The organism is Bacillus sp. 2175 (assembly GCF_057812155.1).
In genome coordinates this window covers 360,001-376,467 of sequence record NZ_CM173819.1, presented here as the reverse complement: position 1 = coordinate 376,467, position 16,467 = coordinate 360,001, and the positions used below count along the sequence as shown (strand labels likewise).

16 protein-coding genes, 2 rRNA genes and 1 riboswitch (1 of these 19 only partly in view) are annotated in these 16,467 nt (G+C 38.1%); of the genes, 4 read left to right on the top strand and 14 right to left on the bottom strand.

What is annotated here, in order from left to right; translation table 11 throughout:
- Positions 1-235 precede the first annotated feature (235 nt).
- The 3 genes from ACXKY9_RS02135 to ACXKY9_RS02125 all read left to right on the top strand — a co-directional run bounded on the left by ACXKY9_RS02135 (position 236) and on the right by ACXKY9_RS02125 (position 1,858).
- Complete coding sequence (locus ACXKY9_RS02135) at positions 236-613, top strand: YgaP family membrane protein (RefSeq protein WP_000812348.1); 378 nt, start codon at positions 236-238, stop codon at positions 611-613.
- Between the two features lie 219 nt (positions 614-832).
- Positions 833-1,678 carry an SPFH domain-containing protein gene (locus ACXKY9_RS02130; RefSeq protein WP_000660669.1) on the top strand — a complete coding sequence of 282 codons (846 nt, stop codon included), beginning with the start codon at positions 833-835 and terminating at the stop codon, positions 1,676-1,678.
- A 15-nt stretch (positions 1,679-1,693) separates the two neighbouring features.
- Complete coding sequence (locus ACXKY9_RS02125) at positions 1,694-1,858, top strand: type II toxin-antitoxin system antitoxin (protein WP_001085170.1); 165 nt, start codon at positions 1,694-1,696, stop codon at positions 1,856-1,858.
- A 36-nt stretch (positions 1,859-1,894) separates the two neighbouring features.
- Here ACXKY9_RS02125 and purD read toward each other — a convergent pair whose 3' ends face one another.
- The 12 genes from purD to purE all read right to left on the bottom strand — a co-directional run bounded on the left by purD (position 1,895) and on the right by purE (position 15,154).
- Positions 1,895-3,166, bottom strand: coding sequence for a phosphoribosylamine--glycine ligase (gene purD, locus ACXKY9_RS02120; protein WP_001101976.1), 1,272 nt, complete (start codon positions 3,164-3,166; stop codon positions 1,895-1,897).
- Positions 3,167-3,588: 422 nt separating this feature from the next.
- Positions 3,589-5,124 (bottom strand): bifunctional phosphoribosylaminoimidazolecarboxamide formyltransferase/IMP cyclohydrolase, encoded by a 1,536-nt coding sequence (gene purH / locus ACXKY9_RS02115; protein ID WP_000745434.1) that lies wholly within the window; start codon positions 5,122-5,124, stop codon positions 3,589-3,591.
- A gap of 24 nt (positions 5,125-5,148) precedes the next feature.
- Entirely contained in the window at positions 5,149-5,736 is a 588-nt protein-coding gene (purN, locus tag ACXKY9_RS02110) for a phosphoribosylglycinamide formyltransferase (RefSeq protein WP_000088589.1), read from the bottom strand.
- Complete coding sequence (gene purM / locus ACXKY9_RS02105) at positions 5,733-6,773, bottom strand: phosphoribosylformylglycinamidine cyclo-ligase (protein ID WP_001262439.1); 1,041 nt, start codon at positions 6,771-6,773, stop codon at positions 5,733-5,735. The genes purN and purM overlap by 4 nt, the downstream gene beginning before the upstream one ends.
- A gap of 105 nt (positions 6,774-6,878) precedes the next feature.
- Positions 6,879-8,294: an amidophosphoribosyltransferase gene (purF, locus tag ACXKY9_RS02100; RefSeq protein ID WP_000879025.1), complete on the bottom strand. Its 1,416-nt coding sequence runs from the start codon at positions 8,292-8,294 to the stop codon at positions 6,879-6,881.
- A complete protein-coding gene (gene purL, locus ACXKY9_RS02095) occupies positions 8,279-10,498 on the bottom strand; it encodes a phosphoribosylformylglycinamidine synthase II (protein WP_000055562.1) in 2,220 nt (739 codons plus the stop codon). The genes purF and purL overlap by 16 nt, the downstream gene beginning before the upstream one ends.
- The gene (gene purQ, locus ACXKY9_RS02090) at positions 10,482-11,165 is read right to left on the bottom strand and encodes a phosphoribosylformylglycinamidine synthase subunit PurQ (protein WP_000666789.1); all 684 of its coding nucleotides are present in this window, start codon (positions 11,163-11,165) and stop codon (positions 10,482-10,484) included. Before purQ ends, purL begins: the two co-directional genes overlap by 17 nt.
- Complete coding sequence (gene purS / locus ACXKY9_RS02085; protein WP_000278823.1) at positions 11,162-11,416, bottom strand: phosphoribosylformylglycinamidine synthase subunit PurS; 255 nt, start codon at positions 11,414-11,416, stop codon at positions 11,162-11,164. The genes purQ and purS overlap by 4 nt, the downstream gene beginning before the upstream one ends.
- Positions 11,409-12,128: a phosphoribosylaminoimidazolesuccinocarboxamide synthase gene (purC, locus tag ACXKY9_RS02080; protein WP_001170544.1), complete on the bottom strand. Its 720-nt coding sequence runs from the start codon at positions 12,126-12,128 to the stop codon at positions 11,409-11,411. Before purC ends, purS begins: the two co-directional genes overlap by 8 nt.
- Before the next feature lie 88 nt (positions 12,129-12,216).
- A complete protein-coding gene (gene purB, locus ACXKY9_RS02075; RefSeq protein WP_000625682.1) occupies positions 12,217-13,524 on the bottom strand; it encodes an adenylosuccinate lyase in 1,308 nt (435 codons plus the stop codon).
- Entirely contained in the window at positions 13,521-14,672 is a 1,152-nt protein-coding gene (gene purK, locus ACXKY9_RS02070) for a 5-(carboxyamino)imidazole ribonucleotide synthase (protein WP_000196770.1), read from the bottom strand. The genes purB and purK overlap by 4 nt, the downstream gene beginning before the upstream one ends.
- Positions 14,669-15,154 carry a 5-(carboxyamino)imidazole ribonucleotide mutase gene (gene purE / locus ACXKY9_RS02065; RefSeq protein WP_000839364.1) on the bottom strand — a complete coding sequence of 162 codons (486 nt, stop codon included), beginning with the start codon at positions 15,152-15,154 and terminating at the stop codon, positions 14,669-14,671. The genes purK and purE overlap by 4 nt, the downstream gene beginning before the upstream one ends.
- Positions 15,155-15,264: 110 nt before the next feature.
- A riboswitch (purine riboswitch) is annotated at positions 15,265-15,366 on the bottom strand.
- A gap of 274 nt (positions 15,367-15,640) precedes the next feature.
- Between purE and ACXKY9_RS02060 the strand changes: the two genes are divergently transcribed.
- Positions 15,641-15,892: a hypothetical protein gene (locus ACXKY9_RS02060; RefSeq protein WP_000927502.1), complete on the top strand. Its 252-nt coding sequence runs from the start codon at positions 15,641-15,643 to the stop codon at positions 15,890-15,892.
- Between the two features lie 43 nt (positions 15,893-15,935).
- On the opposite strand, the gene rrf is transcribed toward ACXKY9_RS02060, so the two are convergent.
- Together rrf and ACXKY9_RS02050 are read right to left on the bottom strand one after the other, a co-directional pair.
- Positions 15,936-16,051, bottom strand: a 5S ribosomal RNA gene (gene rrf, locus ACXKY9_RS02055).
- A 50-nt stretch (positions 16,052-16,101) separates the two neighbouring features.
- Positions 16,102-16,467, bottom strand: a 23S ribosomal RNA gene (locus ACXKY9_RS02050); it runs 2,557 nt beyond the window's last position.

Here is a 16,467-nt window from a genome sequence, read left to right as displayed (position 1 = left end):
CGGAGAATTAAGTTTGGAATTACCTCTTCCATATTTTTTAAACTAGAGGATTTAATTTTGAAGTTCCTTTTATGCATTCTTTCATTATAACAAAAAAAGTTACTTACACACACGCACAATCCAACATCTTTTTCCACGTCAAATGTTGGATTACATATCCCAAAAATCAAACGGGATACTAATAAGAGAAATAGTATTATCTATTTCAACTTTCATAAAAAGGAGTGTTTTTCTAATGAAGCAAAATATCGGGACAATAAACGCTCTAATTCGAATTACACTTGGGCTCGTCCTCTTCGGATGTAGTGCAACTAAACTTGTACGCAAGCCGTGGTGCACTTGGTCTAACATTTTTCTATGGATTGGTGCAATGAAAGTTGCAGAAGGAATTGTTCGTTTCTGCCCTGTTGTTGAAATGTGGAAATTCGGAAAATACATGAATATGGGGGCATTTAAAATGCCTAGCATGAATTTTGGTGAAAAAGGACATGCTAAAGAAGAAGTGAATCAAACTTCCACTCATGACAAGCCAGAGTCAAAAGGAAGTTATGACGCTTCTGACAAAGAGATTGAGTCAGCGATTGAAGATATAATCCTGGCAAAACCGCTTTGAATCATTTGTCACGATGCAAGATGCTCTCAAAGGGACTTAGCTGCTGCAGTGGGCGGTTAAGTCTTCTTTATTTTACTATAAAACAGAACGTATATTCTCTTTTTGAACCTTAAAATGTATATAAAAGATATCAACCAATAAAATTCAGAAAATTAGATGCATACCTCTTGCTTAAAATGATATAAAAGTGATATCATTTTTATATCAGGAGGCGATCATATGAAAGAAAAACAAGTATTTTATGTAAATGGTTTTCTCGGTATTATTGGAATTTTGATTTTAGCTGCTATCGGTGTATTTTTCCTTGCACAAGAAATTTTCATAGGAGCGGCACTAACTATTATATTAGCCGCAGTTCTCGCTACAGGTATCGGTATTGTTCAACCGAATCAAGCGAAGGTTATTACGTTCTTCGGTAATTATTTAGGAACAATTCGTCAAAACGGTTTATTTTTAACGATTCCTTTCGCATTCCGTCAAACTGTATCTTTACGTGTTGAAAACTTTAACAGTAAAAAATTAAAAGTAAATGACGTTGATGGAAATCCAATTGAAATTGCAGCTGTTATCGTATATAAAGTTGTTGATTCTGCAAAAGCAATGTTTGGTGTTGAACATTATGATCGATTTGTAGAAATTCAAAGCGAAACGGCAATCCGCCATGTTGCAACAAAATATCCTTATGACAATTTCCAAGATGAAACCTGCGTTACGTTACGCGGAAATACTGAAGAAATCTCTGAAGAATTAAAACGTGAGTTAGAGGCGCGTCTTGAAATTGCTGGTGTAGAAGTATTAGAAACTCGTTTAACGCACTTAGCTTACGCAACAGAAATTGCCCATGCAATGCTACAACGCCAGCAAGCAAAAGCAGTATTAGCTGCTAGAAAAGAAATTGTTGAAGGTGCTGTGAAGATGGCGAAAGATTCCATCCATATGTTAGATGAAGAAGGCGTACTAGAACTCGATGACGAGCGTAAAGCAAATATGGTAAACAACTTATTAGTTGCCATCGTTTCAGATAAAGGTGCGCAGCCAGTTATTAATACAGGAAGCCTATACTAAGGGCTATAAGTAATTATGGCTAAAAAGAAAAGCTTTCCATTACGTATTGATCCTGAATTACACGCAGTCATCGAAAAATGGGCAAATGATGAATTTCGTAGCGTCAATGCACACATCGAGTATTTACTTCGAGAAATGGCAAAGCAAAAAGGGAAATTAAAAAAAGATGAAGATGCATAAAAAATCCCGCTGATTCCTCAGCGGGATTTTTACATATTAACTTTTCGTCATCTCATGCCCAATTGCACGATATCCTATATCACTTCGATAAAATAGACCATCACTCTCAATTTTACCGATTTCTTTATATACTTTATCTTTTGCTTCTTGTAAACTATTTGCCTTACAAGCAACAAATAATACACGGCCACCGTTCGTTACAAAGTCCCCATGTTTCATTGCTGTACCTGCATGGAAAACAATCACATCTTGCAGTGCATCTAGTCCGCTAATAATATCACCTTTTTTATATGCTTCTGGATATCCTTTAGAAGCAAGTACAACACCGATTACCGCTTCTTCTGACCATTGTAACGTTAGTTCACTTTCATCTAATACAGCGTTACATACATCAACTAAATCGTTTTCTAATCGAGGTAATACAACTTCTGTTTCAGGATCACCGAAGCGTGCATTAAATTCAATTACCTTCGGACCATCATTTGTTAAAATAAGACCTGCGTATAAAATACCTGTAAACGAACGGTTTTCTTCAATCATCGCCTTAGCAGTTGGATGCAATACGGTTTGAATCGCTTCTTGAACTGCTGTTTCTGGAATTTGTGGTACTGGAGAATATGCACCCATTCCGCCCGTATTTGGACCTTTATCACCATCAAAAGCTCTTTTATGATCTTGGGCGATTATCATTGGATGTACAGTTGTTCCATTCACGAATGCCATTAATGAAAATTCTTGTCCATCTAAAAACTCTTCAATAACGACCTTCTTACTTGCCGCGCCGAATTTCACATCTTGCAGCATTTCTTTCACAGCTTGTAATGCCTCTTCAAGCGTCATCGCTACCGTTACACCTTTACCAGCAGCTAGGCCGTCAGCTTTAATAACGATTGGTGCACCAACTTTTTGAATGTACTGTACTGCTTCTTCATAATCTGTAAAAGTTTCGTACGCCGCAGTTGGAATATCATACTTTTTCATAAGCTCTTTTGTAAAAGCTTTACTACCTTCAATAACAGCAGCCGCTTTATTCGGACCAAATACGCGAAGTCCCTCTTCTTTAAAACGATCAACAATTCCATTCATAAGCGGAATTTCTGGTCCAACGAAAGTTAACTCAACATTATTCTCTTTTGCAAATAAAACTAATGCATCAAAATCATTTTCATCAATATCAACTGGTGTTGCAACATCTCTCATACCTTCATTACCTGGTGCTACATATACCTTTTCTACTTTTTCAGATTGTGCAAACTTCCAAGCTAAAGCATGCTCACGCCCACCGCGGCCAATTACTAAAACATTCATATTTCATCCCCCAATAATTAAATAAGTACAAACTAGAAGCTATGCTCCTAGTTTGCTTTTTCATATCAATAAAAGGTTATCTCGACCAGACTTTTTAAACATCCATATCAATAAAGGTTTAAAAAGGAGGATTAAGAGAACCGAGCAGGTCTAGGCGCATTTGCCAGGAGGACACGGAGTGTAGCTTTCCTACATGAGTACCGCACTGGCGATGCAACGACGACATGCGAAGGTTATCTCGACCGGACTTTTTAAACATCCATATCAATAAAGGTTTAAAAAGGAGGATTAAGAGAACCGAGCAGGTCTAGGCGCATTTGCCAGGAGGACACGGAGTGTAGCTTTTCTACATGAGTACCGCACTGGCGATGCAACGACGACATGCGAAGGTTATCTTAACCGGACTTTTTAAACATCCTCTATTAGTGTTTGAAATGACGTACGCCAGTGAACACCATAGCAATCCCATAAGTATCTGCCACTTTAATAGAATCTTCATCACGGATTGATCCGCCCGGTTGAATGATTGCTGTAATTCCTGCTTTTGCTGCTTCTTCTAATGTATCTGGCATTGGGAAGAAAGCATCAGATGCAAGCGCGCTACCTTGTGCTTTTTCACCAGCTTGTGTAATTGCGATTTTTGCAGAACCTACACGGTTCATCTGTCCCGCACCGACACCAATTGTCATGTCATCTTTCGCTAAAACAATTGCGTTTGATTTCACATGTTTTACAACTTTCCAAGCTAGTTTTAAATCTTTCCATTCTTGCTCTGAGGGTTCACGTTTCGTTGGAATTGAAATTGTACTTTCATCTAATGATAACGTATCTTCCTCTTGAACGAGAAGTCCACCTTGTACAGAAGTTAGTTTTTTGCTTGCACTTGTCGCTTTTTCAATATTTATAGTTAATAAACGTAAGTTCTTCTTACTTTGCAACACTTCTAAAGCTTCTTGCGAGAACGAAGGTGCGATAACAATTTCTAAGAAAATTTCATGTAACTTTTCTGCTGTAGCTTTATCAATTTCACGATTTGCTGCAATAATACCGCCGAAGATTGATACTGGATCTGCTTCATAAGCACGAGTATATGCTTCGTGAATATTAGTTCCTACTCCAACACCACATGGATTCATATGCTTTACTGCTACTACTGCTGGTTCTGTAAATTCTTTTACGATGCTAAGCGCTGCGTCTGCATCATTAATATTGTTATACGATAATTCCTTACCGTGTAATTGTTCTGCGTATGCAACAGAAGACGTTGCTGCGAATGGCGCTTTATAGAAAGTTGCTTTTTGATGTGGGTTCTCGCCATAGCGTAAGTCTTGCTTTTTCTCAAATGTCACAGTTAATGTTTCTGGACTTTCTTCACCCATTTGCTCTGTTAAGTAGTTAGAAATTAACGCATCATACGCTGCTGTATGACGGAATACTTTCGCTGCTAGTTTACGTTTTGTTTCCTCTGCTACTTCACCGTTCTCTTTCAGTTCTGCTAACACAATATCATAATCTACTGGATCTACAATTACCGATACGAATTTATGATTTTTCGCAGCAGAGCGAATCATTGTTGGGCCACCGATATCAATATTTTCAATTGCATCAGCAAATGTTACATCAGGCTTAGCGATTGTTTCTTTAAATGGGTATAAGTTAACAACAACAAAGTCAATTGGCTCTATACCTAACTCATTCATTTGTGTTACATGTGTTTCATTATCACGAACTGCTAATAGACCACCATGAATATTTGGATGTAATGTTTTCACACGGCCATCCATAATTTCAGGGAAACCAGTTACTTCAGAAATGCCGATTACTTGTAAGCCATTTTCTTCTAGTAACTTTTTCGTACCACCTGTTGAAATAACTTCAATCCCTTGTTCTAGTAACCCTTTAACAAATTCTACTACTCCTGTTTTATCTGAAACACTTACTAATGCACGCTTTTTCATTTATCCTTCACCCCTGGTTGTATGTTAGTTAACAGTTGATTCTTTCACAGACTGAACAATTTGATTCACTGTATTTACGTATAATTTATGTTCAACTTGTTGAATTTTCTTTTGTAAGCTTTCTCTCGTATCCCCTTCAGAAACAACCACTGCTTCTTGTGCAATAATTGGCCCTGTATCCATACCTGCATCTACATAATGAATTGTTACTCCAGTTACTTTCACACCTGCTTCTAACGCTTGACCGACAGCATCTTTACCCGGAAAGCTCGGTAGTAATGATGGATGAATATTAATAATCTTCCCGCCGTATGCTTCTAGTAACGTCGGCCCGATTAAACGCATATATCCAGCTAAAATAACATAATCAATTTCATATTCTTCTAGCTTCTTTAATATCTCTTTTTCAAACGCTTCTTTTGACTCATATGCTTTCGCTGAAAAAGCAAAACACGGAATATGATGATAATTTGCCCGTCCAACAGCTCGTGCTTCTGGTTTATCACATACTAATAAACTAATTTCTGCATCCAATCTTTTTTCTTCTACCGCATTAACGAGAGATTGAAAGTTAGATCCACTTCCAGAAGCAAAAACTGCTAATCTACTCATAGTGCTGTGCCCCCATTAAAAGTAACGCCAGCTCCTTGTATAGTACGTCCAATAATACGAGCCATTTCTCCTTGCTCTTCAAGAAGACGAACAACATCTTTTGCATCTTCTTCCTTCACTGCTACTACCATACCAATACCCATGTTAAAAATATTGAACATTTCTTTCTCTTCCAGTTTTCCAACTTCTTGAAGCAAACTAAAGATCGGCTGAATTTCCCAAGATCCTAGTTCAATCTCAGCACCGATTCCTTCTGGCAACATGCGTGGAATATTTTCAATAAATCCACCACCTGTAATATGCGCCATACCGTATACTTCATGTTTCTTCAATAGTTCTAAAATAGGTTTGACATAAATTTTCGTTGGTTTTAATAATTCTTCACCAAGAGGTAGTTCTAAGCGGCCATAAATACGCTCTAAAGATAGTTCCCCATCTTCTAATAACACTTTTCGTACTAAAGAGTAACCATTGCTATGAATACCGCTAGATGCTAAGCCAATTAGCACGTGACCAGCTTCAATCTTTTCACCTGTTACAATTTTCTTTTTATCAACAATCCCAACTGTAAAACCAGCTAAATCATATTCTTCCGTAGAATACATTCCTGGCATTTCAGCTGTTTCTCCACCGATTAATGCACAACCAGCTTGGCGACAGCCCTCTGATATACCTTTGACGATGTTTTCAATTTTACTAGGTTCAGCTTTACCACAAGCAATATAATCAAGGAAGAAAAGCGGCTCTGCTCCTTGGACAACAATATCATTTACACACATTGCTACTGCATCAATACCAATTGTGTCATGTTTATCTGCCATAAAAGCGAGCATCAATTTCGTTCCCACGCCATCTGTTCCAGATACTAATACAGGTTCTTCTAATGCAAATTTTGATAGATCAAACATACCTCCAAAACCGCCTAAACCGCCTAGTACTTCTTTTCTCATAGTTGTTTGTACGTGTTTTTTCATGCGAGATACCGCTTCATATCCAGCTTCAATATCTACTCCTGCTTGCTTATATGCATTCGCCATCGTTATTTACACCTCGTCTTTTAATTTCTCCCCATCCAGGGCGGGCTATTTTAAGAAAGGATCTAGCTCCTACATCAAAAGAAGTAGAAGCTTTTCTCACTTTTCTTATTTCATACTTTCTAAAAGCTCTTGCTCATAATCATAAAGAGCTGTTGGATAGTCCCCATTAAAGTAAGCCATGCATAGGCCGCCATATTTCCCTTCATATGGACGCCCAATTGCATCTACTAATCCATCTTCGCTTAAAAATGTTAAAGAATCTGCTCCGATCATTTCACGGATTTCTTCTACTGTATGATTTGCTGCAATTAATTCTTTTCTCGTTTGAATATCAATGCCATAGAAACATGGATATTTCAGAGGTGGTGAAGCAATTCTTACGTGAACTTCTGTCGCTCCAGCCTCACGAAGCATACGAACAATTCGTTTACTTGTCGTTCCTCTTACGATAGAGTCATCAATCATAACAACTCGTTTCCCTTCAACTACACCTCTTACTGCGGAAAGCTTCATCTTAACCCCTTGCTCGCGCAGTTCTTGAGAAGGTTGAATAAACGTACGTCCAACGTAACGATTTTTAATTAATCCTAACTCATATGGAATACCTGTCGCCTCCGCATAGCCAATCGCAGCTGAAATACTAGAGTCTGGTACACCAGTAACAACATCTGCTTCAATAGGAGCTTCTGCCGCTAAACGTTTCCCCATATTCTTACGTGCTGCATGGACGTTAACACCAGCAATATTAGAATCTGGTCGTGCAAAGTAAATATATTCCATACTACAAATTGCATGTTCTACATCGTTTGTGAAACGATCTACGTGAATTCCTTCATCATTAATGATAAGTAATTCACCCGGTTCTACATCGCGAATGTATGTTGCACCTACTACATCAAAAGCACATGTTTCAGATGCTACAACGTAAGCATCCCCCATCTTTCCAATTGAAAGCGGACGGAACCCATTCGGATCTAATGCAACGATCATTTCATTTCCAGTTAGTAAAAGATACGCAAACGCACCTTTCACTTTATTTAAAGCCTCTTTTACACTTTCAATTAAAGAATCTTTCGTGCTACGTTTAATAAGATGTAAAAGTACTTCTGTATCTGAACTAGTTTGAAAAATACTGCCCTCTGCTTCTAATTCACGACGAAGCATTTTTGCGTTAATTAAATTTCCGTTATGAGCTAACGCCATACTATGATCGGAAAAACGGAACAACAATGGTTGAACGTTAGCAACTTCACTTCCACCAGCTGTTGCATATCGTACATGTCCGATTGCTGATTTTCCATTTAATCCTTCTAGCTCACCTCTTGAAAACACTTCTGATATTAAACCTAACCCCTTGTGACCGACGATTTTTTCCCCATTATTTACGACAATGCCTGCGCCTTCTTGCCCACGATGCTGTAAACTGTGCAATCCGTAGTATGAAACTTGTGCTGCATTTTCATGCCCCCAAATTCCGAAAACGCCACATTCTTCGTTTAACCCCTTTATTTCAGCAAGCATGGGATTGCCCCTTTCCAAGCCTTTCTCATTTCATCTACATTTGCTGTAAGTAATACTTCATTTTCTTCATTATGAATTGTTACTTCATTTGTACTTGTTACTTCTCCAACTTGGATTGCTTCTACTGCTTTCTCAAACGCCTCTTTATTTTCACGTTTTACAGTTATCACGAAGCGAGACTGTGATTCAGCGAATAATGCTGCTGTTGCTTCTCCATCTAATTTCACAGTAGCACCTAAGCCTTTAGCACCAATTGCACTTTCTGAAATCGCAACTGCTAAACCACCTTCAGCAACATCATGTGCAGATTGAACAAGACCAGCTTGAATTGCTTCTAATACTTGTTTTTGGCGTTTTAATTCTACATCTAAATCGATACTTGGTGATTGACCGAAAATTTTGCCGTGAATCATTTTCTGTAATTCACTTCCGCCAAACTCAGCTTTCGTCTCACCAATTACATACACTAAATCACCAGCTTGCTTAAACTCTTGTGTTGTTACATGTTTTAAGTCATGCACAAGTCCGACCATCCCAACAGTTGGTGTTGGATATACAGCTTCACCACTACGCTCGTTATACATCGATACGTTTCCGCCGATAACTGGTGTTTGTAATGTGCGACAAGCTTCACTCATACCGTCTACTGATTTCTCAATCTGCCAGAAGATTTCTGGTTTTTCTGGGTTACCGAAGTTTAAGCAATCTGTAATTGCAAGTGGCTCTCCGCCAGAACATACGATATTACGCGCTGCCTCTGCTACTGCAATTTTACCGCCCATCTCTGGGTCTAGATAAATGTAGCGAGAGTTACAATCTGTCGTCATTGCTAATCCTTTTTCTGTACCGCGTACACGTACAACTGCAGCATCTGAACCTGGCGTAACAACTGTGCTTGTGCGAACTTGGTAATCGTATTGATCGTATACCCACTCTTTACTTGCAATTGTTGGTTGCTGTAATAAAGCGAATAACGTTTCTTTATAATTTTCTACTTTTGGCGTTTCCATTTTCATTGCTTGGAATTCAGCAAAGTATGCTGCTTCTTTTGATGGCTTATGATAAATTGGTGCTTCTTCTGCTAAAGCATCTGCTGGAACTTCAGCTACCTTTTCACCTTTATGGAATAAACGAAGCATTTTATCTTCTGTTACTTTCCCCATCGTAACCGCTGCAAGACCATACTTCTCAAATAAATCTACTATTTCTTGTTCTCTACCTTTTTTCACGACAATTAACATACGCTCTTGTGATTCAGATAGCATCATTTCATATGGTGTCATTCCTGTTTCACGCTGTGGTACATCATCTAAGTACATTTCAATACCCATTCCTGCTTTACTTGCCATTTCTGCAGATGATGATGTTAAACCAGCCGCACCCATATCTTGAATTCCAACAAGTGCATCGGATTGAATTAATTCTAAACACGCTTCAATAAGAAGCTTTTCCATAAATGGATCCCCTACTTGAACCGCTGGACGTTTCGCTTCTGAGCTTTCAGATAGTTCTTCCGACGCGAATGTTGCACCGTGAATACCGTCACGACCAGTTGATGCTCCTACGTACATTACTGTGTTACCAGCACCGTGCGCTTGCCCTTTTTTAATGTCTTCGTGGTTAATCAAACCTACGCACATTGCATTTACAAGTGGATTTCCTTCATAACATGGATCAAATTGTACTTCGCCGCCAACAGTCGGAATACCGATACAGTTACCGTATCCTGCAATTCCTGCTACTACTTCTTCGAATAAATATTTCACACGTGGTGACTGTAATTCACCGAAACGAAGTGAGTTTAATAGAGCTACCGGACGTGCTCCCATAGAGAATACGTCACGAATAATACCACCAACACCTGTTGCAGCTCCTTGATATGGTTCAATAGCTGAAGGATGGTTATGACTTTCCATTTTAAATACAACTGCTTGATTATCACCGATATCTACAATTCCAGCACCTTCTCCAGGTCCTTGCAGAACGCGCTCACCTGTCGTTGGAAACTTACGAAGAACTGGTTTCGAATTTTTATAACTACAATGTTCAGACCACATTACAGAGAATAACCCTGTTTCTGTATAATTTGGCAGACGACCTAAAATCTTTTCAACCATGGCAAACTCTTCGTCTGTTAGCCCCATTTCCGCATATATACGCTCTTCTTTAATTTGTGTTGGATTTGGTTCAAGCATTAACGACATATGTTTCCCTCCACTGTTTTAAGATAGATTGAAAGACTTTTAACCCTTCAGCACCACCAAGTAATTCATCTACAGCACGCTCTGGGTGTGGCATCATACCAAGTACATTTCCTTTTTCATTTACAATACCAGCAATATCTGAAACGCTACCGTTAGGGTTTTCTACGTAACGGAATGCGATTTGATTGTTCTCTTTTAATTGTTTAAGCGTCGCTTCATCACAATAGTAATTCCCCTCACCATGCGCGATTGGAATATTAATTACTTCATCTTTTCCATATTGTGATGTAAACATCGTTTCATTATTTTCAACACGCAACTGAACAGTGCGACACATAAATTTTAAGTTTTCGTTTCTCATTAACGCTCCTGGTAGTAATCCTGATTCAACAAGAATCTGGAATCCATTACATACACCTAAAATCGGCTTTCCTTGCTCAGCAGCTTTTTGCACTGCTTTCATTGCATTAGCAAAGCGAGAGATAGCACCGCAGCGTAAGTAGTCACCATAAGAAAATCCACCTGGTAGTAGAATTGCATCATATTCATCTAAATTCTCTGTATCGTGCCAAACGTAATCTACTTCTTCGCCAAGCTCATCTTTAATTGCATGGAACATATCGACATCACAGTTCGAACCCGGAAATACTATTACGGCAAATTTCACTGTGCGACAACCTCCTCAACTTCATAACGGAAGTCTTCCATTACAACGTTCGCTAATAGTTTTTCACACATTTCCTTTACCTTGCTATCTAAATCAGATACAGATTTATCAATTGTTAGTTCCATGTACTTTCCGATTCGAACATCTTGTACTTCTGTGAATGAAAGACTATGAAGTGCTCCTTTTACTGCTGTTCCTTGTGGATCTAATACGCTTTCTCTTAATGTTACATATACCTTAACTTTATACATGTGAAATTCCCCCTAAACGTTTTAAAATCTCTTCATAAGCATCTGTTAAATTTCCAAGATCGCGACGGAATACGTCTTTATCAAACTTTTCATTGCTCGTTTCATCCCATAAACGGCAAGTATCTGGTGAAATTTCATCCGCTAAAATGATTTCTCCTTCTTCCGTTACACCAAACTCTAATTTGAAATCTACTAATCTTACACGACAGCTTGCGAAATGATCAATCAACACTTGATTGATTTGTAGAGCCATATCTCGTAATACGCTTACTTGCTCTGGTGATGCAACGTTTAATACACGAATATGATCTTCCGTTACAAGCGGATCTCCTAAATCATCATCTTTGAAGTAAAATTCTACGATTGGTTCTGCAAGTACAGTTCCCTCTTCCATTCCTAATCGTTTTGAAAGACTTCCTGCAATTACATTTCTTGTGACAACTTCTAAAGGAATAATACTCACTTTTTTAACAAGTTGTTCTGTTTCAGATAACTTCTCAACAAAATGTGTTTTAATTCCCACTTCTTGTAACTTTCTGAACAATAAAGTTGTAATTTCATTGTTCAAACGACCTTTCCCTGTAATCGTCTCTTTTTTCTCCCCATTGAAAGCAGTCGCACTATCTTTGTACTCTACCCAAACCATATCTGCTGATTCTGTACGATAAATTCTTTTTGCCTTACCTTCATACAGCAATTCTAGCTTTTGCATTTCGCAAGCCCCCTGTAGTTTGAAAAATGTGAATAATGTTTTTATAAAGAATGGCACAGAATGACTCTATTCTGTGCCATATGAAATTTTACGCTTCGTTTAATCCAAGGCGTTCAAAGATTGTATCAACGTGTTGCATATGATGCTCATAGTTGAAGCATTCATTAATTTCTTCTTGTGTTAACTTGCTTGTAATACGCTCATCAGCTTCTACAAGCTCTTTAAATTGTACTTGTGTTTCCCAAGCTTCCATCGCTTTAGGCTGTACGATATCATAAGCTTCTTCACGTACCATACCTTTGTCGATTAGTGTAAGCATTACGCGCTGAGAATAAATTAAGCCGTATGTTCTTGTCATATTGCGTTTCATATTCTCTGGGTATACAGTTAAGTTTTTAACGATATTACCAAAGCGATTTAACATGTAATTTAACGCGATTGTAGCATCTGGTAAAATTACGCGTTCTGCCGAAGAGTGAGAAATGTCACGCTCATGCCATAATGGAACATTTTCGTAAGCCGTCATCATATAACCGCGGATAACACGAGCTAAACCAGTCATATTTTCAGAACCAATTGGATTACGTTTATGTGGCATTGCAGAAGAACCTTTTTGACCTTTTGCGAAAGCTTCTTCAACTTCACGTGTTTCACTCTTTTGTAAACCACGAATCTCAACTGCCATCTTTTCGATAGATGTTGCAATTAGTGCAAGTGTTGACATGTAGTGTGCGTGACGATCACGTTGCAATGTTTGTGTTGAAATTGGTGCTGCTTCTAATCCTAAGTTTTCACAAACATATTTTTCTACGAATGGATCGATATTTGCATATGTACCAACCGCACCAGATAGTTTACCAACACGAACTGTATCAGCAGCTTGTTTGAAACGCTCTACGTTACGTTTCATTTCTTCATACCAAAGACCAAGTTTTAAACCAAATGTTGTTGGTTCTGCATGAACACCATGTGTTCTTCCCATCATGATTGTGTATTTATGCTCTTTCGCTTTGTTAGCTAAAATGCTTACAAAGTTCTCTAAGTCTTTTAATATAATTTCATTCGCTTGTTTTAAGATGTAAGATAATGCTGTATCCACTACGTCTGTAGATGTTAAACCGTAATGAACCCATTTACGTTCCTCACCTAATGCTGGCGTTTCTGATACAGCACGAGTGAATGCAACTACGTCATGACGTGTTTCTTTTTCAATTTCATAAATACGATCAATATCAAATGATGCATGCTCACGAATTTTCTTAACATCTTCTTTTGGAATATCGCCAAGCTCAGCCCATGCTTCACAAGCTAAAATCTCAACTTCTAACCATGCTTTAAATTTGTTCTCTTCCGTCCAAATTGCACCCATTTCTGGGCGTGTATAACGACTAATCATCTTTTTCCCTCCAACAGTTGTTCTTGATGGTCCCAAATATGCAAACTCTTCGCTTTTTCTAGAGCGACTTCAATATTATCATTTAAAATATTAACATGCCCCATTTTTCGCTGTGCTTTTGCTTCTTCTTTTCCATACAAGTGTAAATAGCACCCGGTTAATCTATTCACTTGTCTTAGGACCCCTTCTATATGTTCGCCTAAAATGTTTACCATGACAACTGGTTTTAACAAATTTGTTTCTCCTAGAGGTAAATTACAGATTGCTCGAATATGTTGACCAAATTGACTCGTCTCACATGCATCCTGTGTATAGTGTCCTGAATTGTGAGGTCTTGGCGCTAATTCATTAATATAAATCTCACCATTATCTGTAGCAAACATCTCTACAGCTAGTGTTCCCACAAGTTCTAATTCATCCGCAAGTACTTTTGCATAAGCAATTGCTTTTTGAGAAAGCTCTTCTGTAATGCGAGCTGGAACGATAGATTCATGTAAAATGTTATTTACATGAATATTTTCTGCTACTGGAAACACTTTTGTTTCACCACTTACACTACGAATCACAATAACTGATACTTCTTTTTCAAAAGGCACCCATTTCTCTAAAATACATTCTGCTTTATCCACAAGATTTCTTGCTGTCTCAACATCAGCTTCACTTCTTAAAACAACTTGTCCTTTCCCATCATATCCACCTGTCGTCGTTTTTAAGACGGAAGGGAATGATAACTCAGCAATTGCTTCTGTAAGCTGATCTTGATTTTGAACTAATCTATACGTTGCTACTGGTAACCCAGCCTTCTCAATCGCATTCTTTTCTGTAAAACGATTTTGCGTTGTATTTAACAACTGACTACCTTGTGGTAAGTACGCATGTTTTTCAAGCCATTGTAAACATCTATAATCAATATTCTCAAATTCATATGTGACAACATCACTTATCTCTGCTAAATGCTGAATTGCTTTTAAATCATCATATGGTGCAACAATTTCAATATCAGCAACTTGTGCACATGGTGAATGCTTTGTAGGATCTAAAACAGCAATTTTATATCCCATTTCCTTAGCTGCCAATGCCATCATTCTTCCTAGCTGGCCGCCTCCAATAATACCGATTGTTTTTCCAGGTAAAATGATCCTCGTCATACTAGCTCACTACCTTCACGCACATCTTTTTCAATCGCTTCTCGTCTCAATTCTAATGCATCATGTATATCATCATGGAATGATCCAAGTATTTGTGCGGCAAGTAATCCAGCATTCGTTGAACCGGCTTTACCAATTGCAACAGTTGCAACTGGAACACCTCCTGGCATTTGGACGATGGATAATAATGAATCTAAGCCTTTTAATGCTTTTGATTGAACTGGAACTCCAATTACAGGAAGATTTGTCTTCGCTGCAACCATTCCTGGTAAATGTGCTGCTCCACCAGCTCCAGCAATAATAACTTTCAATCCACGTTCACGAGCCGTCTCTGCATATTCAAACATATAATCCGGAGTCCGATGAGCGGATACAACTTTTTTCTCATACGGTATATTTAATTCATCTAAAATGTCACAAGCATATTTCATTGTTTCCCAGTCTGACGTGCTTCCCATTATGACTCCAACTAGTGATTTCATATTAGAATCCCCCCGATTCAAATAAAAAAAGCCTGAAATAGAACAGTTTCTCTTTTACTATGAGAGAAAGCGCTCTACTCAGGCATACGTATCCCTTGTGAATAGAAAAATACCGAGTGACTTTCCCTCATAGTCTAACGAATAACGGTCGTTAGGTAGAGACTTGCAGGCCATATCCCCGCGATTATATGAGGTCTTATATTATTGTTTCTATGGTTATATTAACAATATTTCATAAACAATGTCAATAAATAATCGAATGTTTTTTTATTAGTAGTCAATAACGTTCGTGTTTTAGTTATATTCAAAAGAAGAATTGCAACTATATGCAAGAAGAAAAGGGAATTAGAATATATATTTCTAGAGATCTATTTTACGTATAATCGTTTAAATGGCACTTCAGTATGTTTTAAATCAAAATATATACACTCTTGTATTATTATAACGATTTAATTTCTAAAGAGGATAACTGTTAAAGAAAGAACTATGCTATTATCCTATTTATTTTTCTCTATTGCAGTAATTTCTGTAATTATTAAATACTTATTTATAGCATCTCATTATTTAAAATATATACTTATGATAGTAATAATTTGTCCTATTTTAAGTATTACTTTAGTGGCATTAGGAAAATCAGGAACACAAAAAATCATTGCTATTATTTTAAACAGTCTCTATTTCATTCTTTTTTCGTCTTTAGCTTTATTAAATTTATGGATTATAGCCTTCGGTAAATAAAAATAAACACAAAAAAACCTAAGTCGAAACGACTTAGGTTTTTGCTTGGCGACGTCCTACTCTCACAGGGACAAGGTCCCAACTACCATCGGCGCTAGAGAGCTTAACTTCCGTGTTCGGTATGGGAACGGGTGTGACCTCTCTGCCATCATCACCAAACTATTGAAGGCATATTCCTTCAAAACTAGATAACATTTGCTACATATTATATGGTTAAGTCCTCGATCTATTAGTATTCGTCAGCTCCACATGTCACCATGCTTCCACCTCGAACCTATCAACCTGATCATCTTTCAGGGATCTTACTAGCTTACGCTATGGGAAATCTCATCTTGAGGGGGGCTTCATGCTTAGATGCTTTCAGCACTTATCCCTTCCGCACATAGCTACCCAGCTATGCCCTTGGCAGAACAACTGGTACACCAGCGGTGCGTCCATCCCGGTCCTCTCGTACTAAGGACAGCTCCTCTCAAATTTCCTACGCCCACGACGGATAGGGACCGAACTGTCTCACGACGTTCTGAACCCAGCTCGCGTACCGCTTTAATGGGCGAACAGCCCAACCCTTGGGACCG

Coding starts and splice junctions, on each gene's coding strand:
- ACXKY9_RS02135 (WP_000812348.1), top strand. CDS start 236: ATGAAGCAAAATATCGGGACAATAAACGCTCTAATTCGAATTACACTT.
- ACXKY9_RS02130 (WP_000660669.1), top strand. CDS start 833: ATGAAAGAAAAACAAGTATTTTATGTAAATGGTTTTCTCGGTATTATT.
- ACXKY9_RS02125 (WP_001085170.1), top strand. CDS start 1,694: ATGGCTAAAAAGAAAAGCTTTCCATTACGTATTGATCCTGAATTACAC.
- purD (WP_001101976.1), bottom strand. CDS start 3,166: ATGAATGTTTTAGTAATTGGCCGCGGTGGGCGTGAGCATGCTTTAGCT.
- purH (WP_000745434.1), bottom strand. CDS start 5,124: ATGAAAAAGCGTGCATTAGTAAGTGTTTCAGATAAAACAGGAGTAGTA.
- purN (WP_000088589.1), bottom strand. CDS start 5,736: ATGAGTAGATTAGCAGTTTTTGCTTCTGGAAGTGGATCTAACTTTCAA.
- purM (WP_001262439.1), bottom strand. CDS start 6,773: ATGGCGAATGCATATAAGCAAGCAGGAGTAGATATTGAAGCTGGATAT.
- purF (WP_000879025.1), bottom strand. CDS start 8,294: ATGCTTGCTGAAATAAAGGGGTTAAACGAAGAATGTGGCGTTTTCGGA.
- purL (WP_000055562.1), bottom strand. CDS start 10,498: ATGTCGTTAATGCTTGAACCAAATCCAACACAAATTAAAGAAGAGCGT.
- purS (WP_000278823.1), bottom strand. CDS start 11,416: ATGTATAAAGTTAAGGTATATGTAACATTAAGAGAAAGCGTATTAGAT.
- purC (WP_001170544.1), bottom strand. CDS start 12,128: ATGCAAAAGCTAGAATTGCTGTATGAAGGTAAGGCAAAAAGAATTTAT.
- purB (WP_000625682.1), bottom strand. CDS start 13,524: ATGATTAGTCGTTATACACGCCCAGAAATGGGTGCAATTTGGACGGAA.
- purK (WP_000196770.1), bottom strand. CDS start 14,672: ATGACGAGGATCATTTTACCTGGAAAAACAATCGGTATTATTGGAGGC.
- purE (WP_000839364.1), bottom strand. CDS start 15,154: ATGAAATCACTAGTTGGAGTCATAATGGGAAGCACGTCAGACTGGGAA.
- ACXKY9_RS02060 (WP_000927502.1), top strand. CDS start 15,641: ATGCTATTATCCTATTTATTTTTCTCTATTGCAGTAATTTCTGTAATT.